The sequence below is a fragment of the Pantoea sp. AG1095 genome (assembly GCF_003208415.1).
Classification (GTDB): domain Bacteria; phylum Pseudomonadota; class Gammaproteobacteria; order Enterobacterales; family Enterobacteriaceae; genus Pantoea; species Pantoea leporis.
On the sequence record NZ_QKMJ01000002.1, the window covers coordinates 261,871 to 284,462 of the forward strand.

19 protein-coding genes and 1 tRNA gene are annotated in these 22,592 nt (G+C 52.7%); 8 read left to right on the forward strand and 12 right to left on the reverse strand.

What is annotated here, in order from left to right:
• Positions 1–128: 128 nt before the first annotated feature.
• Together DEU53_RS07830 and DEU53_RS07835 are read right to left on the reverse strand one after the other, a co-directional pair.
• Positions 129–854 (reverse strand): 4'-phosphopantetheinyl transferase, encoded by a 726-nt coding sequence (locus DEU53_RS07830; protein WP_110866592.1) that lies wholly within the window; start codon positions 852–854, stop codon positions 129–131.
• Positions 855–931: 77 nt separating this feature from the next.
• On the reverse strand, positions 932–1,135 hold the full coding sequence (locus tag DEU53_RS07835) for a hypothetical protein (protein ID WP_008105079.1): 204 nt from the start codon (positions 1,133–1,135) through the stop codon (positions 932–934).
• Between the two features lie 291 nt (positions 1,136–1,426).
• On the opposite strand from DEU53_RS07835, the gene DEU53_RS07840 reads away from it, so the two are divergent.
• The 4 genes from DEU53_RS07840 to DEU53_RS07855 all read left to right on the forward strand — a co-directional run bounded on the left by DEU53_RS07840 (position 1,427) and on the right by DEU53_RS07855 (position 4,672).
• Positions 1,427–1,747, forward strand: a complete 321-nt coding sequence (locus tag DEU53_RS07840; RefSeq protein WP_101763682.1) for a metalloregulator ArsR/SmtB family transcription factor — start codon at positions 1,427–1,429, stop codon at positions 1,745–1,747.
• Positions 1,748–1,788: 41 nt separating this feature from the next.
• Positions 1,789–3,078, forward strand: coding sequence for an arsenic transporter (locus DEU53_RS07845; protein ID WP_110866593.1), 1,290 nt, complete (start codon positions 1,789–1,791; stop codon positions 3,076–3,078).
• Between the two features lie 12 nt (positions 3,079–3,090).
• A complete protein-coding gene (gene arsC / locus DEU53_RS07850) occupies positions 3,091–3,516 on the forward strand; it encodes a glutaredoxin-dependent arsenate reductase (protein WP_110866594.1) in 426 nt (141 codons plus the stop codon).
• A gap of 289 nt (positions 3,517–3,805) precedes the next feature.
• Entirely contained in the window at positions 3,806–4,672 is an 867-nt protein-coding gene (locus DEU53_RS07855; RefSeq protein ID WP_146222848.1) for a hypothetical protein, read from the forward strand.
• Positions 4,673–4,737: 65 nt separating this feature from the next.
• On the opposite strand, the gene DEU53_RS07860 is transcribed toward DEU53_RS07855, so the two are convergent.
• The 3 genes from DEU53_RS07860 to DEU53_RS07870 all read right to left on the reverse strand — a co-directional run bounded on the left by DEU53_RS07860 (position 4,738) and on the right by DEU53_RS07870 (position 6,889).
• A tRNA-Pro gene (locus tag DEU53_RS07860) sits at positions 4,738–4,814 on the reverse strand.
• A 70-nt stretch (positions 4,815–4,884) separates the two neighbouring features.
• Positions 4,885–6,639: an LPS biosynthesis-modulating metalloenzyme YejM gene (gene yejM, locus DEU53_RS07865; RefSeq protein WP_110866596.1), complete on the reverse strand. Its 1,755-nt coding sequence runs from the start codon at positions 6,637–6,639 to the stop codon at positions 4,885–4,887.
• Positions 6,640–6,661: 22 nt separating this feature from the next.
• Entirely contained in the window at positions 6,662–6,889 is a 228-nt protein-coding gene (locus tag DEU53_RS07870) for a YejL family protein (protein WP_036648480.1), read from the reverse strand.
• A gap of 158 nt (positions 6,890–7,047) precedes the next feature.
• On the opposite strand from DEU53_RS07870, the gene yejK reads away from it, so the two are divergent.
• Complete coding sequence (gene yejK / locus DEU53_RS07875; protein WP_101763686.1) at positions 7,048–8,052, forward strand: nucleoid-associated protein YejK; 1,005 nt, start codon at positions 7,048–7,050, stop codon at positions 8,050–8,052.
• A gap of 35 nt (positions 8,053–8,087) precedes the next feature.
• On the opposite strand, the gene DEU53_RS07880 is transcribed toward yejK, so the two are convergent.
• The 3 genes from DEU53_RS07880 to DEU53_RS07890 form a co-directional block, all read right to left on the reverse strand.
• Positions 8,088–11,900 (reverse strand): S6 family peptidase, encoded by a 3,813-nt coding sequence (locus tag DEU53_RS07880; protein WP_110866597.1) that lies wholly within the window; start codon positions 11,898–11,900, stop codon positions 8,088–8,090.
• Between the two features lie 216 nt (positions 11,901–12,116).
• A complete protein-coding gene (gene rplY, locus DEU53_RS07885) occupies positions 12,117–12,401 on the reverse strand; it encodes a 50S ribosomal protein L25 (protein WP_101763688.1) in 285 nt (94 codons plus the stop codon).
• Positions 12,402–12,532: 131 nt separating this feature from the next.
• On the reverse strand, positions 12,533–14,287 hold the full coding sequence (locus DEU53_RS07890; protein ID WP_101763689.1) for a DEAD/DEAH box helicase: 1,755 nt from the start codon (positions 14,285–14,287) through the stop codon (positions 12,533–12,535).
• Positions 14,288–14,453: 166 nt separating this feature from the next.
• Between DEU53_RS07890 and rsuA the strand changes: the two genes are divergently transcribed.
• From rsuA to DEU53_RS07905, 3 genes are all read left to right on the forward strand, one after another.
• Positions 14,454–15,176 carry a 16S rRNA pseudouridine(516) synthase RsuA gene (gene rsuA / locus DEU53_RS07895; RefSeq protein WP_101763690.1) on the forward strand — a complete coding sequence of 241 codons (723 nt, stop codon included), beginning with the start codon at positions 14,454–14,456 and terminating at the stop codon, positions 15,174–15,176.
• A gap of 12 nt (positions 15,177–15,188) precedes the next feature.
• A complete protein-coding gene (locus tag DEU53_RS07900) occupies positions 15,189–16,373 on the forward strand; it encodes a Bcr/CflA family multidrug efflux MFS transporter (RefSeq protein ID WP_110866598.1) in 1,185 nt (394 codons plus the stop codon).
• A 346-nt stretch (positions 16,374–16,719) separates the two neighbouring features.
• A complete protein-coding gene (locus DEU53_RS07905; RefSeq protein WP_101763692.1) occupies positions 16,720–17,046 on the forward strand; it encodes a hypothetical protein in 327 nt (108 codons plus the stop codon).
• Here DEU53_RS07905 and yejF read toward each other — a convergent pair.
• The 4 genes from yejF to DEU53_RS07925 are packed head-to-tail and all read right to left on the reverse strand — an operon-like array spanning position 17,040 to position 22,562.
• Positions 17,040–18,629: a microcin C ABC transporter ATP-binding protein YejF gene (yejF, locus tag DEU53_RS07910; protein ID WP_110866599.1), complete on the reverse strand. Its 1,590-nt coding sequence runs from the start codon at positions 18,627–18,629 to the stop codon at positions 17,040–17,042. The two genes, DEU53_RS07905 and yejF, sit on opposite strands and share 7 nt — an antisense overlap.
• The gene (locus DEU53_RS07915; RefSeq protein ID WP_110866600.1) at positions 18,630–19,652 is read right to left on the reverse strand and encodes an ABC transporter permease; all 1,023 of its coding nucleotides are present in this window, start codon (positions 19,650–19,652) and stop codon (positions 18,630–18,632) included.
• Entirely contained in the window at positions 19,652–20,743 is a 1,092-nt protein-coding gene (locus DEU53_RS07920; RefSeq protein ID WP_110866601.1) for a microcin C ABC transporter permease YejB, read from the reverse strand. The genes DEU53_RS07915 and DEU53_RS07920 overlap by 1 nt, the downstream gene beginning before the upstream one ends.
• A gap of 10 nt (positions 20,744–20,753) precedes the next feature.
• Complete coding sequence (locus DEU53_RS07925) at positions 20,754–22,562, reverse strand: extracellular solute-binding protein (RefSeq protein WP_110866602.1); 1,809 nt, start codon at positions 22,560–22,562, stop codon at positions 20,754–20,756.
• Between the last annotated feature and the right edge of the window lie 30 nt (positions 22,563–22,592).

The following is a 22,592-nucleotide window of genomic DNA, read 5'->3' on the forward strand; positions in this document are numbered from 1 at the left end:
CTTATTGGGCAAGAAGTTGCGGAGTGAGTAAAGTCACTCCCAGCAGAAATCCTCGTTTCTGCGTCCCTGGAACACTTTTCTGTCGTCTTATGTTGTCACCGGCTCAGGTTTATTTCTGAGCCGGTTTTTTATTTTGTCGGGAGCGGATGCGTCAGCAGCGTAATCACGCGATCTCCAGCCAGCCAAAAACGCGCCTGCAGCAGCGCTTTGGTGGTGAAATACTCATCAAAATCCTGACACAACCGCAGCGTTGCAAGGCCTTGCTGCACGTCCAGTTCCAGCACTTCCGCCTGAAGAAAATCCATTGGCTGATGCAATTGCGGCCACAGCGCTTTGTACACACTCTCTTTCAATGAAAACAGCAGTGTAGCGGCCTGGGCAAAGGGCATAGGCCGCGCCAGCAGGCGCTGTTTTTCCGCCGGGCTCATCAACATCCCAGCGGTTTCATCGGCGGTTTCCTCCGCCATAATCTGCTCAACATCCACACCCACGCACAGTGGCTCGCGCGTCGCAGCCATCACCGCAACGCTGTGCGTATGCGACAGCGACGCCTGAATGCCGGCGGGCCACAACGGTGAACGATCGGGCGCATTACACAACACAAAGTGCGGTAAACCGAAGTGCGCAAAGTTTTGCTGCACCAGCCAGCGACTCGCCAGATGCTCGGCTTTGCGTTTCGTCACCGCGCTCTGTAGCGACGCGGGCAGCGGCAGTTGCCACGCCTGGTGCAATTCAGCATGCCAGTGATGTTGATCGAATTCGCACCAGGCGATCGGCAATGTATCCAGCGACATGCCAGCAGCGCGGATAAACGGGGAAGAGGGCAGGGCAAGCGGCGTTTCAGAGGCGAACATAAAAAATCACGGCTGACGGAAAACGTAGTTTTACCAGCCAGCCGGATGGAGAGCAAGCCAAAGGGGCTCGCCTACTTTTAGTTATTTGGCGGAATAGCCATGCCTTTAATCTGCACCACGAAGTGCTGATGGCCTTTGGTGATGCGCGCACCGCGATCGCACCAGCGCGAGGCGAGACGGAAGAAATCGTCGCTGCCGATATCGTAAGCCAGTTCAACTTTATTGATACCCGAGTGCAGGAGTTCTTCCGCATCCTGCAGGTTTTTTGCTTTGATGACCATAATGGTTTCCATCGAAAAAACAAGAGCCCTAAGAGTAAGAGAAGTCTGTGACAGTTTTGTTTCAATTTGATGAAGCGCTGTAACATTTATCCAGAAATGTGATCTGGCTCGGGTTGAGTTGCTTTCGGTAAGTTACTGATTAAAAGCCAATAATCAGCATTTCTTTGGCGATAATCTGAGAATGCTTTATTGCATGGAAAACATATGAAATCGCCAGACTTTATATTCTGCCTTTACTTCCAACACATATGAATTACCATATGTAATAGATTTTTACTGGAACCTGGCCCAATGCTCCCTGTTCAACTTTTCAAACTGCTTGCCGACGAAACGCGTACGACCATCGTTTTATTATTACGAGAAGCCGGAGAGCTGTGTGTCTGCGATCTCTGCACCGTTACCCAACAATCACAGCCAAAGATTTCACGCCACATTGCCTTGCTGCGCGATGCTGAGCTGATTCTGGATCGACGTGAAGGCAAGTGGATACACTATCGCCTTTCTCCGCATATGCCGGCCTGGGCTGCATCGATTATCGATACGGCCTGGAATAGCCAGCGTGAGGAAGTGCGTGAGTCGCTGAAGAACGCCGCTGCTACGGGTTGTGAATAATCATTAAACACATTCGATTATTCGAATGCATTGGAGGCGTGATGTTTCTGGCAGGCGCAATATTTGTTTTGACCATCGTGTTTGTCATCTGGCAGCCGCGCGGCCTGAGCATTGGCTGGACAGCAACGATAGGGGCTTTACTGGCGCTGGTGACCGGCGTTATCCAGTTAAACGATATTCCCGCGGTGTGGCATATCGTCTGGAATGCGACAGCGGCTTTTATCGCCGTCATTATCATCAGCCTGTTGCTGGACGAATCCGGTTTTTTTGAGTGGTGCGCTTTGCACGTAGCGCGCTGGGGAAGTGGGCGAGGGCGGCTGCTTTTCACCTATATCGTGTTGCTCGGTGCATGCGTTGCCGCGCTTTTCGCCAATGATGGTGCGGCTCTGATATTGACGCCGATCGTCATCGCAATGCTGCTGGCACTGGGCTTTAGTAAAGGTGCAACGCTGGCTTTCGTCATGGCAGCAGGATTTATCGCCGATACCGCGAGTTTGCCGCTGATCGTATCCAATCTGGTTAACATCGTTTCCGCAGATTTCTTCAAATTGGGATTCAACGCTTACGCGGCGGTGATGGTTCCGGTTGATATTGCCGCTATTATCACCACGCTGATAGTGCTGCACCTTTTCTTTCGCAAAGACATTCCCGTCAGCTATGAGGTTTCACGCCTCAAACTACCAGCTGAAGCCATAAAAGATCCCGCTACCTTTAAAGCCGGTTGGCTGGTGCTGTTGTTGCTATTGGTGGGATTTTTCCTGCTGGAGCCGCTGGGCATTCCAGTCAGTGCTATCGCCGCACTGGGCGCGTTAATTCTGTTTATCGTTGCCAAAAGAGGTCAGGCGATTAACACCGGTAAAGTGTTACGCGGCGCGCCCTGGCAGATCGTGATTTTTTCGCTCGGCATGTACCTGGTAGTTTATGGCCTCAAAAATGCTGGGCTGACGCAACATCTCTCTGACTTACTCAACCTCATTGCCAGCCACGGCTTATGGGCCGCCACCTTGGGTACCGGTTTGGTGACGGCGCTGCTTTCTTCAGTAATGAATAATATGCCAACGGTGCTGATTGGTGCGCTGTCGATTGATGCCAGCAGTGCGCAGGGCGTGATAAAGGAAGCGATGATTTATGCCAATGTTATTGGTTGCGACCTGGGGCCAAAAATTACGCCGATTGGCAGTCTCGCCACGTTGCTATGGCTGCACGTACTCGACCAGAAGAACATCAACATTAGCTGGGGTTATTACTTCCGCGTGGGTGTCGTGATGACATTGCCCGTGCTGCTCGTCACCCTTAGCGCGCTGGCCCTGCGCCTAACGTTGTCCCATTAGGAAGAGAGCACCATGACTGACATCACCATTTATCACAATCCCGCTTGCGGCACTTCGCGCAACACGCTGGCGTTAATACGCAATAGCGGCGTTGAACCTACCGTTATTCTTTATCTTGAGACGCCGCCAAATCGTGAGCAACTTAAGGCGTTGATTAGCGCGATGGGGATCGATGCGCGCGCTTTATTACGCAAAAATGTCGAACCCTACGAAAAATTGGGTTTGGCTGAAGAGCGTTTTAGTGACGAGCAACTCATCGAGGCGATGTTGAATTATCCCATCCTGATTAACCGTCCGATTGTTGTCTCCCCGCTGGGAACGCGTTTGTGCCGGTCTTCAGAAGCCGTGCTCGATATTCTTCCCGATGCGCAGCAGGGCGAATTCAGCAAGGAGGATGGTGAGAAGGTGATAGATCAGCAGGGAAATCGAATCGTTTAGACCGAATTAGAAACAATAAAAAAGCAGCCATAAGGCTGTTTTTTTTGGATTTTGGTTGGCACGAGAGGACTTGAACCTCCGACCTCGGACACCTCATATGCTTTGGGCGTTTCCATCATATAGCCAAGATGGCAAAGTGAGTAAGGGTGATGAGAATGTTTCTATAGTAGAGATATTAGTGTGATTAAGATCAAATTTCCGACAATTGAGAAGTGTATAAATACGTCAACTTATTATTCGCTACGAATAAACCGAGCTCTGACGAGATTTTCAATTCGGAAATTAACTAATGAAAAATACTATGCTTGCTTTACTGGTAATGAGTTCATTTTCTACCGTGGCTGCTGACTTATCTCAGGCACAGGAAGCAGTAAGCCACACAGACCGCATGAGCGAATCAGTTAATGCCTCTCACACTAACGGCTATGGCTATGCAGGAGATAGCAACAGTGCTATCAGTACGGCTATCGGTGCTGAACAAGCACAAGCCCACGCCGATCTAAACAGTGCTGAAATGAATGCACAGCGCCAGACGGCAATTAATAACGCGGTTAACGCTGCTGATAATGCGCAAAGTGCAATTGATGCAGGTACCAAAGGTGTTGCATTAGCTCAAATGAACCAGACCCGCACACAACAACAGACAGATGCTTTAAACGCTTCGCAACAGGTGAATGATTACGGCGTTAAAGGTAGCCCTAATCTTACTTCTCAGGTTTCAGGGGATTCAGTAAGTGTAAGTCCTATGAAGGATGCAACGGTATCCAATCCAGGTATTAGCGGCACATCATACCGCTTAAGCATTACCTCAAAACAAATGAAAACGGCTGGATATGGCTCAATCAATGTAGCAGTCTCAAGCCTCAAACCTTCTGCAGCGATCAGCATTACAACTAATGGGATAACTAAAACCACTACAGCGGGTGAGGTGGCAAAAGTAAATCCTAACGTACAAGTATCAGTCCCGCACGTTCCCGCGTTTCAGGTTAATACGGGCAAAGGTTCCAAAAATGATAAGGCTTCATCACATTCTTTTGGCGGTAGCGGTAATGGTGCTAATAATGCTGCTAACACTAATAGCGCTCACGGCTTAGGCGGTGGGCCGCATATTGGTGGCGGTTCAGCGATGGGCGGTGGATTCCACGGTAGCTGGTAAGCGAGAAAATTCAGATATGAAAAAGGGATTATCTCGAAAGATAATCCCTTTTTTCGAAAGGATTTTGGTCGGCACGAGAGGATTTGAACCTCCGACCCCGGACACCCCATGACCGTGCGCTACCAGGCTGCGCTACGTGCCGAACGTGGAAGAATATTACTGTTTCTACGCACGATTGCAATATGAGCAGCATTTAACTGCCTCATAATTAATCAGTTTGCGACGAAACGCTTCTCTTCTGTCAGCACCTGCAGCAACAACGCCAGCTGCGGTTTATGATCTTTCAGTTTGTTACCCTGTGCATCGTAAGCGCTGTAGCTGCCATTATTATTCAGCTCCAGCGTCACGGTTGGCGTGGTCACTACCAGCTTGCCATCTTCGCTGCTCGCCACCCAATCGTGGCTGCGTTGTGCGGCAAACAGATCTTCACCCTGCGAGAAGTTAGCGGGATTAGTGCGCACGTGCAGTAAACGCTGCATCAGCGTGGTCATCACATCCTGCTGATCGGTCAGGCGATCGATGGTTTGCGCTGGCGTATTCGGCCAATGCACCACCAGCGGCACCTGTAACGTCGCACGGTTACCTGGATTGTCATCGTTGCTATCCAGATTGACCGCACGCTGCGCCGTGATCACCACCACGGTATTTTTCAGCAAATCGCGATCCTGCAAGGTTTGCAGCACCGCCTTAATCTGCTCGTCGACACCGCTTGCCTGACGCGTATAGCTACGCTGGCGCGCTTTTAGGTTGTCGCCATTGACCGTCACACCGTTAAGGGCAATCCACGAGAACCACGGCGCATTGTTTGATTTGTGGCCATTGAGCCAGTTCTGCCACTGCGTCACCGTGGTGCTATTCGGTTGGGTATCGGCCTGCGGCAGCGAGTAATCGGCTAACAAAGCCTGACGATACAGCGGTTGGCTGAAGCCGTCCGATGAGAACAAGCCAAACTGATAGCCTTGCGCGTTAAGCGCATTCAGCAGCACGGAAGGCGTACGCGACGCTAACACGCCATCCATATAGCTGGAAGAGATGCCGTAAAACAGGCCAAATAACCCTTTTTCCGGCTGTAGCCCCGCGCTGAAATGCTGGGTGAAGCGCACGTTCTCACTGGCGAATTGATGAAGCGACGGCAGCGCTTTTTCCACCGTGGCGTTGTTCAGACCATCAACAGTTAGCACCAGCAGATTGTGGCGCGTACCGCCATCGCGGAAGGTAATGTCACTCAGTGGATACTGTACTGACAACGCTTCCGGATCACCCTGTTGCACCAGACGGCGCTGATACTCTTGCGCATCCAGCAAACCGTGACGCTCAAGGAAGCGACGCGCGGTCATTGGATAGGAGAGTGGCAGGTTAGCGCGCTGCATGGTAATTGGGCGATAGAAATTGGCATCGGCCCAGATATAGAGCAGATGACTGGCGAAGAAGGCGCTGATAAACAGCGCAGCCAGCGGTTTGCCGAACGAGCGCCGATTAAGGCTGCGCAGCTTTTGCCAGCTCCAGGTCGCGAACAGCATTTCGACGAGGAAAATCAGCGGCACGCTGATAAACATCAGCTGCCAGTCGCGCGCCATCTCGCTTTGATCAGGGTTTATCACCAGCTCCCACACCACCGGATTGAGGTGCAAGTGGAAGCGGCTGAACACCGCGCTGTCGACCATAATCAACGTCAGCCCGGCGGTGGCGACAATCGCCGACAACACCCTAAGCAATCGCTGTGACATCACCACGAAAGTGAGCGGGAAGATGATGAGCAGATAACCGGCGAAGACGATGAAACTGAAATGACCGATCCAGCTGGTATAGGCATAGATACGTCCCGCGAGTGACGCGGGCCAGTCGGCGACCAACAGGTAGCGGCTGCCTAAAATTAACGCGAAGATAATATTAAACAGGGCAAACCAATGCCCCCAGCTGATCATCTGGGAGACTTTTTCACGGTAGCGCTGCCGGTTGGTTACCATATTATGAGGTCAAATCTGCATATTAATGAGCGTTATCATCGCGTACGGATGACTGCAACGCATCCGCGAAAGATCGAGCCAGTGTGCGGCGTTGAGCCGGTGAAACGCTGGTATTGATCAAGTTAGTTACCATGTTACCCAATACCATCAGGGAAAGGTCGGTTGGCGCTTTGTCTTTTTCAAGAATCTGCGCCATCTCTGCGAGGAGCTTTTCCACGCGTTCGTCACTGTAACGGGATGATTGTGGCATATCGTCGTCTAATCAAGGGTGAAAAGGCGGTATATTACCGTAACAACGCATTTTTTTCCGCAATTTTATCGCAAGCAGAGCGATCAGTTTGTGCTGGCAGTTGAAAGCGGCTGCGGGCGGTGTTTGAATACGCGCCTGAGCTAAAAGGAGAGTCTACCATGAGTCTGGATATCGACCAGATTGCCCTGCATCAGTTAGTTAAACGTGATGAAAACCAGCTTGAACTGGTACTGCGCGACACCTTGCTGCCTGCAACCCGCGCGGTTGAAGAGATGGCAGAAGAGCTGCACCGGGTATATAGCGCCAAAAGCAAAGCTTACGGACTGTTTAACGAAGATAGCGAACTGGCCGATGCGTTGCGTAACTGCCGCAAAGGGGAAGATGACTTTCTGGCGTTTAGCCGTGCGGCGACCGGACGTCTGCGTGATGAACTGAGCAAATATCCGTTTGCGGAAGGCGGCGTGGTGCTGTTTTTGCACTATCGCTATCTGGCCGTGGAATATTTGCTGATTGCGGTTCTCAACAGCCAGTCGAGCATGCGCGTTAACGAGCAGCTGGATATCAGCAGCACCCATTATCTTGATATCAATCATGCGGATATTGTGGCGCGTATCGATCTCACCGAGTGGGAAACTAACCCGGAATCCACCCGTTATCTGACCTTCCTGCGCGGTCGCGTGGGGCGTAAAGTAGCGGATTTCTTCATGGATTTCCTTGGTGCTAGCGTCGGTCTGGACACCAAAGCGCAAAACCGTGGGCTGCTGCAAGCGGTTGATGATTACTGCGCCGAATCGGATCTCGATAAAAACGAGCGTCAGAACTATCGTCAGCAGGTTTACAGCTACTGTAACGATCAGCTTCAGGCCGGCGAAGAGATTGCGCTGCACGATCTCTCCAGTGAATTACCGCCGCTGGGAGAAAAAACGTTTCAGGCCTTCACCCAGGAGCAAGGTTACGAGCTGGAAGAGACCTTCCCAGCGGATCGTAGCACCTTGCGCCAGTTGACCAAGTTTGCGGGTAGCGGCGGCGGATTAACCCTGAACTTTGATGCCATGCTGCTCGGCGAACGCATCTTCTGGGATCCCACCACCGACACGCTGACCATTAAAGGCACACCACCGAATTTGCGCGATCAGCTGCAACGCCGCACCAGCAGTAAATGAAAAAAGCCGGGTCACCAAAGTGCCCGGCTTTTCTATTAGAACGAATAGTTTATGCCACTGCTGATGAGAGAATTGGTGCGGAACTTGCCACCAAAGCTATGCTTCGCGCCAATATTCGCTGACCAGTTGTCGCTGATTTTCCCTTCTAAACCCAGATGAACCCGATAACGATTGTCGTCCAGCGCGCCATAAATGCGTCGGCTGTGGCGATCCTCAAGGGTTAGTGAAGAGCCAGAACGGCCCGGTGAAAATTGTTTTTCAACGGTGGCGCTGAATCGCACGCGTGGCAGCAGCGTACCGAGCCCCTGCTTGCTGACTTCAATACCCGGCGCGAGCCCCCACGGCATGGCTGAACTCAGGGCAATGCTGGCCTCTCTGCTTTCCAGCGTGTATCCCGGTAAATAGCCTGCGCTGGCTTTCAGGTAAGGCGATAGCGTGAAAGACGCATCCAGCAGAGGGTAGGATTTACCCCATTTTGCACTGCCTGCCAGCATATGGCTGGTTTTTGAGGTGCTTTTTACTCCCAATACCGGGTCAAGGTGAATGTCCTGACGCAGATGCAGGTAGCTGGCAGCAAGATCCATAAACCATCCTTCATCGCTCATTCCGCTTGCATACAGGCCCAGAGTGCTCAGTTTATGGCTAATGCTGGCTTCGTCCCCGGCATTTCCCTGGCTGTAACTGGCGGTCACGCCATAAAGCCAGGCATCCGCTTGCGCATCGGCGCCGATCTCTAGCCTGCTGTCTTTTAACGTTACGCTATCCATTCTGCCGCGATTTTGGCTGAGGCTGGCCCATGCGCCGCTATTTTCATGGTTACCGCGCAGGAGCTGAGCGCGATCGTTCAGCATATTGCTGATTTCACTGAACAGGTAGTGGCGCGAAGCGAGCAGGGCGCGCGTACTCTGCACCAGCGGCTGATTATCAATGATCTCAAACCAGTCTTCTGCAGTACCCGGATTTGGCGTGATCTCGGGCTCAGGTTTCACTTCAGGCTCAGGCTTAACTTCCGGTTCAGGCGTAATGTCGGGTTCGGGATGAGTCTCCGGATCGGGGTCATTTATCGGATCGGGTGGTAACACCGGATCAGGCGTTTTGGCAATGATCCATTTCACGCGACCATTCTCTTCCACAACCTGATAATCAGCGGTATAGAGCGAGAACCCGCGTTTGACCGGAGGTAGCGTGAAATAGTCGTGCGCGGTTCCGGCGGGCGCGTTCACCAGCACGATCTCTTTCGCGATGCGGTTGGGGAAGGTTTCACCCAGCATAAAGCCAAGATCGAGGGTGTTGCTGCCGCCCTGCACGCTGGACCCAATGTATAAACTGTCGCTGATGGCGGACTGTGGCGCGATGCCGAAACCAAGCTGCAGATGATTTGCCGTCAGATGTTCCACAGAGAGCAGCTTCGGCGTCCAGGCCATTTCATCTGCAGAAAGAAGCGAGATGATACCGCCTTTACCTGCATCCATCCGATGCACGCGGCTGTTACCATTCATATTCCAGAATGTTTCACTGCTCAGGGTGACTCTCGCTGAGTGACTGTCGTTGATGTGGCCGTGGTAATCGACTTTGCCAAGATGAAGCATTGCGTTATCGCCCAGCGTGATATTGCCCTCAACCGAGCTGGCGGGAAGGAAACGCAACTCTTCCGCGTTTCGCTGTGCAACTTTGCAGCTGCCCTTAGTGCTTTGCACCGGCGAGGTGCAGCGTAAAATTTGCTGCTCATCAGCAGCGTCGGGATGGTAGCCAAGGATAACCTGGCTGTTGTCGCCCGCCTGGATATCGGCTTTAACCTGCGCGTATTCACCGACCTGTAAACGTGCATTGTCATTGACTACAATGTTATTGGCGGTGAAAGAGGAAGTGTACCAATCGTTGTCAATGATCAGGCCGCCGGCATGAGGAACGGGTTGCCCGGACAGCAGAAGAGTCCCCTTATTGACGCTGATATTTCCATTTAAATGGATATTACCGGTCAGTGCGAAATGTGTATTTCCACTCTCCGGAGATAAATTCACATCTAATGCACCATTATTTTTATCCGACGAGCGCGTGCCAATGTCTCCGCGGAAAACTAAATCATTTAACTGCGATAGTCGATAATCGACGGCTTGAACCAGATCATATCCCAGATACTTCCAGTCTTCATTGTCCTGCTGATTTGTGGGGAAGTACCAATACTTCTCTTTTTTTAATTGAAAATACTCTTTACGTTGCGTTCTCGAATTATAATATTCATAAATATCACCAATATTACCAATGTCGACACTGCTCCAGGTGTTAATGTTGATATCGCTACGTGAGTACCCTGTAAGCGTTAGACTGGCCGAGGTTAACTCACTCTGATTGATCACTGCCGCACCGCTATCCGTGTGATTAATCTTTCGCATTATGAGATTATTACCACTAAGATCCAATGTCCCCCCACGATAACCAAAATAAATGTTATCAGGATTAACCTGGTCTTCGCTCGCTAAAATAACGGTAGGCCGACCGCTCGCTAAATACAGTCGAGAAAATGCCTGGCGATTTCCTTGCGCATCTTTTTGTTGATCCAGAATAACGGTGCCATCGCCGATATTCAGTCCGCCTTCATTCACACCTGTAGCATTAATATGTAAGACGCCACCGCCAATTTTGTGTAAATCATCATCTTTGAGTCCATTCACTTGCCAGATGACTTTTTTCCCTTCATCGATTTCAACGCCGCCGCCCACCCAGGTTGCGCCCACATTCTCTGCAGATTTCAGTGTGTAGTTATTAGAAAACTGTAGTTTTCCTGCTCCCAGATTGACAGCCTCATTAAGAATAATGTCTCCGCCCGCGCCGTTAAAGCGAATATCTTTGGTTGCATCAAGTTCAATAAGGCTGGCTTTGCCTGGCGCCAAATGACGATATGTGTTGTCTAAACCTTGCCAACCCCAGTTTTTACTACCCTGAACCAGCTTATCTGCATTCCAGTAAATTGGGCCATTATTCGCAAAATCAGTGACATCGGGAGAGATATTGTTGGCAATAATCCCATTGAAATATTCTTCATTAAAACGTGTTGAGATAACTTTGCGACCATAAGGCGTTGCGCTACCATAACCACCATAATGTACACCAGCGAGTTTCCATTTTTTATCAACATTGTCGTAGACGTAAATAGGGCTGCCACTGTCACCGCCGCCGGTTGATATTGATAAAGCGGATGAATATTGATGGCCAGGTTCATATTGAATCCAATAGAAATCGTCATTTTTTTCTTTGTTGAAGGTAATGGTGTCAATATTAATTGTTCCACCCGCTAACCATTTATAGGCACTGGCCAGGAACTCTTTCTCAGTGAGGTCATTTGTGACCTGTGTCATTTCACCAGCACCCGCGCGCACATAAGCAATATACCGAGAGCCATGTCCTTTCTGAAGCTCATTACGTTCCACATAATCTATTGGCGCTACTTCGGTTACAACTTTGTTTAACCGTGGCAGAATATTATCCTGAACGGCGGATTGATTGCGGTTAATAAAAAGATAACGGGAGGAATAAGCAGAAGGACCGCCAAAAGAAACGCTACCCAAAGCGGTTACGTGCCGTGTGGTGGTTACATAGGATGGATTAATTAATGTGGCAAACCCGCGACGAGATACACTGCTAAGGTCGGGCATGGCAAAATCAAGATAACCACTCAGCTCGCCATCTTTTTTAAAAATGGGAATATTGCTTAAGCCGACATGATATTTACCCATATTTTCGGCAAAATCACGGTATTCTTGCACGTTAATGTCATGACGCATTACGCCCGCATAGCCAGAAAATGAGATGAGTATGATGCCATAGCCCAAGGCAGGTATTTTTTTCACTTGAAGTCCTTGCAGACAAATTCTGGAGAAATGTTAAAACGGCATTCTCCATGGTTTGTGAAAGCTTCACGGTAAAGAACAGTCTCAAATAAACGAAAGCAGAGAGAAATGAAAGACAGGGGTTTTTAGGAAGGGAAGATATCGGGTTATTTTTTATGCCTAAAATAAAAGGGCCGGTTTCGCAACCGGCCCTTCTACCTTCAACTTATTCAGCGATTAAGCGCGAACGAAGTCGATGTGGAACAGTTTTGGCTTGAACGGATGACGCTGTACCGCCTGAGCTTTAACTTTAACTTCTTTGCCATCAACCGCGATGGTCAGCACTTCGCTGTAGAACTCAGGTTTAACCTGTACGTTCATCACTGCATCGTGGTCGAGTTCGATAGCAATTGGTGCTTCATTTCCGCCATAGATGATGGCTGGGAATTTGTTTGCTACACGCAGGCGGCGGCTCGCACCCTTACCCTGGTCTTTACGTACTTCAGCGTTAATAGTGAACATTTGATGTCTCTTCAATAGTTCCTGCTACAGGCGACCCAGCAACAGGACGGTTATTCAAACTGCTTTTACGGATGCAAAAGCGGGCGGCATTATAGCCCCAATGATGCTGCAGGGGCAAATGATTCCGCCGCTTAACGCAGCTCATTGGCACGGCGATAACGGCCCTGATAATCAAACATTTTTTCGCGAATCTGCCAGAAATGGCCTTTTGCGCGTGCCACCACAAAGTCCGGATGACGCAATAAAGGCTGTAAGGCGATGACATCCGCTGCGGTTTGCCAGCCAAGTTCCACGCCCGGCGCGCGCTGATGCGGGCGCATAAACAGCTGCTCAAAGGCTTTGCGTTGTGCTGGCGTTTGCAGGCGAAAACGCTCGCTGACGCTGGTGCCATCTTCATCGAAATAGGTGGCTTTCAGCCATTCGCCTTTATCATCGCGTCCTTGCTCCAGCGTCATGCCGGCGCAGCGCAACACGCGCGCATCTTTCAGTTTCAGCGCCGCTTTCAGCATGTCATCCGGATCGACCAGAATTTTGTCGCATTGATGGCAGCGTCGCGCGGCGATGTCATTCTCGGCGCCGCAATCCGGGCAGCTTTTGAAGCGAAAGCGATAATCACACTGTTCGCGCTCGCCTTCATCATCTTCCAGTACGCCCTGACAGCGGCGGCCAAAATGCTCGATGATGTGTCCATCTTCGGTGGTTTTGCCCCAGAAGGTATTGGCGAAACCGCAGGCGGGACAAAAAACCTGCACCGGCTGATTGTCGCTGGCCCCTTTCGGCGCGCCGACTTCGGGGGTGAAAAGATCGTGTGGATTACCGGCGTAATCCAGCACCAGACAATCGGTTTTGCCGGGTGACAAGCGTAAACCGCGACCGACGATCTGCTGGTAGAGGCTAACGGATTCGGTAGGGCGCAAAATGGCGATCAAATCCACGTGGGGCGCGTCAAAGCCAGTGGTCAGAACGGCAACGTTGACCAGAAACTTCAGCTGCTGCGCTTTAAATGCACCAATCAAGCGGTCACGATCCTTTACTGCCGTTTCCGCCGAGACCAGCGCGCTGTTTTCAGGCAGCAGCGTGAGGATTTCACGGGCATGTTCCACGGTGGAGGCAAACACCATCACGCCACGGCGATCTTCAGCAAACTCAATAATCTGGCGAATAATATGCGGCGTTACGCGATGCTGTTGTTTCAGCTCGCGGTTGAGATCGGCTTCGCTAAACAGGCCATTATTTTGCGGGATCAGGCGGCTGAAATCGTACTGTACCACCGGCATATCTAAGCGCTCCGGCGGCACCAGAAAGCCATGTTTGATCATATAGCGCAGCGGCAGCTCATAAATGCAATCGCGGAACAGTGCTTTCTCATCGCCGCGCACCATGCCGTGATAGTGGAATTGGTAGATCCAGCCTTTGCCGAGACGGAAGGGCGTGGCGGTCAAACCCAACAGGCGCAACTGCGGATTGTGCTGCCGCAGGTGGGCGAACAGCAGCTGATACTGGCTCTCTTCGTTATCACTGATGCGGTGACACTCATCAACGATCACCAGTGAAAAGGCGCTATCGAAGCGGTTGAGATTGCGCGCTACCGACTGCACGCTGCCAAACACCACTTTGCTTTCGCTCTGCTTGCGTTGCAAACCCGCGGCGAAGATGTCTGCTTCAAGTCCATAAGCCTGATATTTGCTGTGATTCTGCTCCACCAGCTCTTTGACGTGAGCCAGCACCAATACCCGTCCACGCGCTAGCCGCGCCAGTTCAGCAATCACCAGACTCTTACCCGCACCGGTCGGCAGCACAATCACCGCAGGCGTGGTATGGCGACGAAAGTGGTTGAGGGTGGCGTCAACCGCCTCTTGTTGGTATGGGCGCAGGGAGAATGACATTGGGGCAAACTTTTTTCTGGAACGGACGCGCATTATGCCATGAAAGCCAGTTAAACGCAGGTTCACTACTGTTAGCACTCTAAGGATCAAGCTATACTGCCCACACTTTCTTAACGGACAAAAACACCGTTTCAGTTTCCCCCGCAGTAACAGGCAAAACGAATTCATGCGACTCGAAAAATTCATATCTCAGCAACTGGAAGTTAGCCGTGCTATCGCCGGACGCGAAATCCGCGCCAAAAAAGTCACCATTAACGGCGAAGTTGTGCGCGATGCGGCATACAAAGTACAGCCAGACGATGAAGTCGAATACGACGGCAATCCGCTGGTGGTGCAGCAAGGACCGCGCTATTTCATGCTGAATAAGCCGCAGGGTTACGTCTGCTCAACCGACGATCCCGATCATCCCACCGTGCTGTTCTTTATCGAAGAACCCGCGGCGTTCAAGCTGCATGCGGCGGGCCGTCTGGATATCGACACCACCGGTTTGGTGCTGCTGACCGACGATGGCCAATGGTCACACCGCATTACCTCCCCGAAGCATCACCTGGAAAAAACCTATTTGGTGGAAGTGGAGGAGCCAATCGATCCTGTCCTGGTTGAGAAGTTCGCTGCGGGTGTACAGCTGCACAATGAAAAAGAGCTCACCAAGCCGGCCGTGCTAGAGATTCTCGATGAGAAAGCCGCCCGTTTGACTATCAGCGAAGGGCGTTACCATCAGGTCAAACGCATGTTTGCGGCGATGGGTAACCATGTCTCAGCGCTGCATCGCGAACGTATTGGTGACATCGAGCTGGATGAAGATCTCGGCGAAGGTGAATATCGTGAACTGACCCAGCAAGAGGTCGACAGCATCGGCCTGCCAGAAGAACTCAAACAACGTAAATAGCGGGAGAACGCGGTGCGCAAGGAAAAGAATTCACCGGTCGGTTTAGTGGTCATCCTCGGATTGCTGGCAATGCTGATGCCGCTCTCTATCGATATGTATCTGCCGGCCATGCCGCAAATCGCCCATGAGTTTGCGGTTTCAGCGGGCAGTGTGCAGATGACGCTCAACCTTTACATCCTCGGTTTCGCCATTGGCCAGTTAGTTTATGGTCCACTGGCAGACAGCTACGGACGTAAACCGGTGATTGTGCTGGGAACGCTAATTTTTGCCTGCGCCGCCGCGGCTTGCGCGCTGTCACAAACCATCGATCAGCTGATCTTTATGCGCTTCCTGCACGGCTTATCGGCCGCCGCTGCCAGCGTGGTGATCAACGCCTTGATGCGCGACACCTACTCGAAAGAGGACTTCTCGCGCATGATGTCATTCGTGATGCTGGTGACCACCATCGCGCCGCTGCTGGCACCGATTATCGGTGGCTGGCTGCTGTTGCTGTGGAACTGGCACGCTATTTTCTGGACGCTGGCAGGTGCCGCGCTGTTCACCACCATGCTGGTCGTGACGCAAATTCGTGAAACGCTCAAGCCCGAACAGCGCCAGCGCTTTCATCTGCGGACCACGTTGGGCAACTTCGTGGCGCTGGTGCGCCACAAACGCGCCTTCAGTTACATGCTGGCGAGCGGTTTCTCCTTTGCCGGATTATTCACCTTCCTCAACGCCGGTCCGTTTGTCTACATCGAAGTAAACCACGTTTCCCCGCAGAACTTTGGCTATTACTTTGGCCTGAACGTGGTGTTCCTGTTCGTGATGACGTTGATCAACAGCCGCGCCGTGCGCCGTTTTGGTCCGGTGAAAATGTTCCGCATGGGATTGTTGATTCAGTTCGCGATGGGCGTTTGGCTGCTGATTTCCAGCGCGCTGGATTTAGGCTTCTTGTCGCTGGTGTTTGGCGTGGCGATGTTTATTGGCTGCGTCTCGACGGTGTCGTCGAATGCGATGGCGGTGATTCTGGATGAGTTTCCGCATATGGCGGGCACCGCTTCCTCGCTGGCGGGAACGCTGCGTTTTGGTGTCGGTGCTTTAGTCGGCGCGCTGCTCTCATTAGTCAGCATTAACAGCGCGTGGCCGATGGTTGCCACCATTGCGCTGTGCGCCACAATTTCGATTGTGCTGTTCACCTATGCTTCGCGGCCTCAATAGCCAGCGTGACATCCCCAGGGTCGTCATAAATGGCGACCTGGCCTCTCTTAATTCTTCTCCCTCACTCGCTAATCCCCATTCATTCGTTATGCTTAATGTTTCCATTATGTGAAAATTTAGAGATAAAAAAGTAACGATAATGCGTCTAAAATGATTGTTAACCGCAGCCGAACACGGTAAACATAGGCATAAATGTGAGAAGCCTCGCAAATTATAAATTGGCTACACGCTTTGTGCTTAATACGAGAAGGCAGACTGAATTGGTATTCAGAGCTAATCAGGTTGGGATTCACCACGTTTTGCCGTCGTCGTGAATAAAGTTAACGTCTCTGGGGGCCGTATAACTATGCTGCAACTTTCCGTTGTGCATCGCTTGCCACAACATTATCGCTGGTCGCTGGAACATGCGGGTGAAATTGTGCGTCAGGAAGCAGCGAATGGCGTGCATGCCGAAGATTTAGTGGTGCTGCGCCTGCTGAGTCATGATGGTCATCCGGCGCTGGAAATTCTGCACCAGCTGAAGGAGACGCTGGCGCAGATTCAGGTCGAGTGCAAAATCGCCGAGTGTGAAGGGCAGCCTTGCCTGCTGATTCAACGTGATGACGAAAGCGCGACCAACTGCTGCCTGAAAAATCAGGGTGTCGCTATCGCCGAAACCTTTGATGGTCACTGACTTAGATCTTTTCCCTGCGCAGACGCCAGTAGCTGCCGCGTGTAATCGGCTGCTGGTGCGTTAAACAGCGTTTCGCAATCACCTTGCTCCACCACTTCACCCTGACGCAGCACAATCAGCTGATGACAGAGCGCGCGCACCACCTGCAAATCATGGCTGATAAACAGATAGGCGAGCTGATGCTGCTGCTGCAAACGGCGCAGTAAGGTGAGAATTTGCTTCTGCACCGAGCGGTCCAGCGACGAGGTGGGTTCATCCAGCACAATCAGCTGCGGCTCAAGGATCAACGCGCGGGCGATGGCGACGCGCTGGCGCTGACCGCCTGAAAACTCCGCCGGATAGCGCGAGCGGCTGTCGGCATCGAGCCCCACTTCCTGCATCACCGCAATCACTTTGGCTTCCTGCTCCGCACTGCTCAGTTCCGGGCGATGCACCGCTAAACCTTCCGCAATCACCTGTTGCACCGTCATGCGCGGATTGAGCGAAGAATTGGGATCCTGAAACACCACCTGAATGCGCTGGCGCAGCGGCAATAATTGCTTTGGCGACAGCTGATGCAGCGGCTGATCGTCAAACCAGATCTCACCGCGCGCGCTAATTAAACGCAGCAGCGCCAAGCCCGTTGTACTCTTGCCCGAGCCCGATTCGCCCACCAGTCCGAGGCTTTCGCCACGCCGCAGGGTAAAGCTAAGATCCTTCAGCGCCATCTTCTCTGCCACAGTGCGACGCAGCAATCCCCGCCGGATCGGGAAACCAACCTGTAAATTCTTCACCTGTAACAGCGGTTGCGCATCCAGCAGCGGCACCGGTTCGCCATCCGGCTCGGCGGCGATCAGTTCGCGCGTATAGGGCTGCTGCGGCTGGCTGAACAGCATATCGCAGCGATTGTGTTCCACAGCGCGGCCATTGCGCATCACCGTGACGCTGTGCGCCAGCTGACGCACGATATTGAGGTTATGGGTGATGAACAGCATGCCCATATTGAGTTCACGCTGCAGTTCGCGCAGCAGCTGCAGAATCTGCGCCTGAACCGTCACATCCAGCGCGGTGGTCGGTTCATCGGCGATCAGCAGCTTCGGCTGGGTTAGCAGCGCCATGGCGATCATCACGCGCTGTCGCTCACCACCAGAAAGCTGGTGCGGAAAATCCTGCAAGCGCGATGCCGCATGGCGAATGCCGACGCGATCCAGGCAGCTCAGCATTTCGCCACGTGCGGCTTCGCGCCGCATGCCGCGATGCACCGACAGCACTTCATACAGCTGCTTCTCCACGTTATGCAGTGGATTGAGCGACACCATCGGTTCCTGAAAAATCATTGCCATCTGGTTGCCACGCAGCCCGCGCAAGGTGCGTTCGCTGGCCTGCAAAATATCCTGGCCGTTAAACAAGATTTCGCCTTGCGGATAGTTGACCGGCGGCTGCGGCAATAAGCGCATGATCGACAGCGCAGTCACGCTTTTACCGGAACCGGATTCGCCCACCAGCGCCAGCGTTTCGCCGGCGTCAATCTGCAGCGAAATGTCTTCTACCACGCGGCGATCCTGAAAGGCCACCGCCAGATGATTCACCGTTAACAGGCTCATTTAGCGTCCTCGGCTCGGGTCAAAGGCATCGCGTACCGCTTCGCCGATAAATATCAGTAACGACAGCAGCAGGGCGAGGGCAAAGAAGCCCGCCAATCCCAGCCACGGCGCCTGTAAATTGTTTTTGCCCTGTAACAGCAGCTCGCCAAGCGAGGGCGATCCCACCGGCAAACCAAAACCCAGGAAGTCCAGCGAAGTTAGCGTGGTGATTGAGCCGCACAGGATAAATGGCAAAAACGTCAGCGTGGCGACCATGGCGTTGGGCAGCATGTGGCGCAGCATAATGCGGCTATCGCTGACGCCGAGCGCGCGCGCCGCACGGATATAATCGTAGTTACGTGCGCGCAGGAATTCGGCGCGCACCACGCTTACCAGGCTCATCCAGCCAAACACCACTGTCACCAGCAGCAGCCACCAGAAGCCGGGCTGAATCACGCTGGAGAGCAGAATCAGCAGGAACAGCGATGGCATGCCGGACCACACCTCAATCAGGCGTTGACCCACCAAATCGATGCGGCCGCCAAAGTAGCCTTGCACCGCGCCAACCACGATGCCAATCACGCTGGAGAACAGCGTCAGCATGATGCCGAACAGCAATGAGATGCGCGTGCCATACAGCAAGCGTGCCAGCACATCGCCACCGTTAGCATCGGTGCCGAGCCAGTTTTGTGTGGAAGGTGGCGAAGGGAAGGGCACATCGGTGGCGAAGTTGATGGTGCTGTCGCTGAAGCGAATCGGTGCCCAGATCGCCCAACCTTGTTGATCGATGCGCTGCTTCAGCCAGGGATCCTGATAATCGGCAGGCGTAGAGAAATCACCGCCGTAATCACTTTCGCTGTAGTTGAACAGCAGCGGCACATACCAGCGCTGCTGATAATGCACCAGCAGCGGTTTGTCGTTAGCCAGCAGCTCAGCGCCCAGTGACAGAACAAAAATGATCAGGAAAATCCACAGCGACCAGTAACCGCGTCGGTTATGGCGAAAACGCTGCCAGCGCTGCTGGTTAACCGGAGATAAGCGCATCAGCGTCCCTCAAAATCAATGCGCGGATCGACCAGCGTGTAGGTCAGATCGCTAAGAATGTTCATCAGCAGGCCAATCAAGGTGAAGATATAGAGCGTGCCGAACATCACCGGATAGTCGCGCTGAATAGTGGCGTCATAGCCGAGCAGGCCCAAACCATTGAGTGAGAACATCACCTCTATCAACACCGAGCTGGTGAAAAACATGCTGATAAAGGTGGCGGGGAAACCGGCGATCACCAGCAGCATGGCGTTGCGGAACACGTGGCCGTACAGCACGCGCTTCTCATCCAGCCCTTTGGCGCGTGCGGTGACCACATATTGTTTGCGGATCTCATCAAGGAACGAGTTTTTAGTCAGCATGGTCAGCGTGGCGAAACCGCCAATCACCGTAGCCAGCACCGGCAGCGTGATGTGCCACAGATAATCGCTGATTTTGCTGTACCACGGCAGCGCATCAAAATGCGGTGACGTCAGGCCGCGCAGCGGGAACCAGTCGAAATAGCTGCCGCCGGCGAACAGCACTATCAGCATGATGCCGAACAGAAATGCCGGGATCGAATAGCCAATGATGATAAAAGTGCTGCTCCAGATATCGAAAGCGCTGCCGTTACGCACCGCTTTTTTGATGCCCAGCGGAATTGATACCAGGTAAATGATCAAGGTGCTCCACAATCCCAGGCTGATGGAGACCGGCAAACTCTCTTTGATCAGCTGCAGCACCGATGCGCTGCGGAACAGGCTGTCGCCGAAATCAAAACGGATATAGTTCCACAGCATTTCACCGTAACGCTGCAGCAGCGGTTTATCGAAACCATAGCGATGCTTAATTTCCGCGATCACTTCCGGATCGAGTCCGCGTGCGCCGCGATATTGGCTGTCGCCGGGATTGTCACGCATCAGCGCACCGCGCGCGCCGCTGTCGCCGCCGCCTGAGCCAGGAATGCCGGTGCTGTGACCAAACTGCACGTTGGCTAACGCCTGATCCACCGGTCCACCCGGCGCAATCTGCACAATAAAGAAGTTCAGGGTGATGATCGCCCAAAGTGTCGGGATGATCAGCAGTAACCTGCGAAGAAAATAGGCTGCCAAACCGTGCTCCTCAGCGTCGATTGGCCGGCAATCGCCCGGCTTTGTTCACATCGTACCACCAGTTTTCCAGACCGGTAGCAAACGCGGGTTTAATCTCGGGATGGGAAAACTTGTCCCAATACGCCATGCGATCTTCCGCGCTGTACCACATCGGAATCATGTAGGCATTCCACAGCAGGATGCGATCCAGCGCCTGGCCGAGCGGCAGCAGCGCTTTCTCATCGCCCTGATGCTCAACGATCTGCTGCACAAAATGGTCGACGATGGGATCTTTCACGCGCGGCCTGTTCCAGGAAGAGTCAATAAATTGAGATTGCCAAATCGTTTGCAAGCTGGTCGAGGGCCATGGCATGGCGTAATAGAGCGATGGGATCATGTCGTAGTCGCCTTCGCGCATACGGCGGAGATATTGCGAGCTGTCAATCTGGCGCAGCGAGACCTGGATGCCAAGCCGTTGCAAGCTGTGCTGGAACGGCAACGCCCAGTCGTTTTGCGTACCGCTGCGCATCAGTAATTCGAAACGGAACGGCTGGCCGGATTTCACGTTCACCAATTGCTGATTTCTGATTTCCCAACCCGCCGCTTTCAGCAAGTTCATGGCTTTTAACAGGTTGCCGCGATCGAAACCGCTGCCGTCAGAACGTGGCGGGGCATACTCATTGTTGAACACTTCGGGCGGCAGCTGCGCTTTGTAGGGCGCCAGCAGGATCAACTGCTCGGCTTTGGGATAGCCAAGCGCTGCATATTCAGTGTTCTGGAAATAGCTGCGCGTGCGTTTATAAGCGCCATAGAACAAGGCTTTGTTCATCCACTCGAAATCGAACGCCAGCGTGATGGCTTCACGTACGCGACGATCGGCGAACAGCGGTTTTTCGTTGTTAAATGCCAGCCATTGCGTGTCGGTGGAAACGGTGTTGGGAATGGTCGATTTGACGATGGCGTGACTGTCAAAGTTGCGACCGCGATATTGTGTCGCCCATTTCTTCGCTGAACTCTCTTCGCGCAAATCGTAAGCGCCGGCTTTAAAGGCCTCAAACGCCACGTTGTCATCAAGATAATAGTCATAACGCAAAGTATCGAAGTTAAAACGCCCGCGATTCACCGGCAGATTGGCGGCCCAGTAATCTTTCACCCGGCTGTACTGGATAAACTGACCCGATTTATAGGAGGTGACGCGATAAGGCCCGCTGGCCAGCGGCGGATAACCAATCGGCTCGTTAAACTTTTTGTTTTGCCAGAATTTTTCCGGGATGACCGGCAGCGTTAGCCAGCTGAGAATCCGATCTTTGTCCGGTTTCGGCATGTCGATACGCACGGTGAGACGGTTTAGCGCTTTCACTTGCACGTCACGAAACGCCACGCGGAACTGCGGCACACCTTCCGTCATGAATTTCTGGAAGGTGAAAGCCACATCCTGCGCGGTAATCGGTGTTCCGTCCTGAAACTGTGCATGAGGATTGATCGACACTTCCATCCAGCGATAGTCGTCGGGATAGCGCGCTGATTCCGCGATCAGCGGATAGTAGCTGCCAGGTTCATCATCGGAGGTGGTGAACAAGCCGTCATACAGCGTATCGGTACCGATGCCGGGATTGCCGCGCGAGGCGAAACGGTTGAAGTTGTCGTAGGTGCCCACCACCGCCAGCGTGATTTTGCCGCCTTTGGGCGCGGCGGGATTGGCGTAATCGTAGTGGGTGAAATTCACCGCATATTTCGGCTCGCCCAGTTTAGCGAAGGCATAGCTTTCATTGATGGTGGCGGCATGCAGCGGCGCAATGGCGCTACAAATGAACAACGCTGTGACAAGACGCAGCAGCATAAGTGGGGCGATCTCCTGTGGTATTCCGCA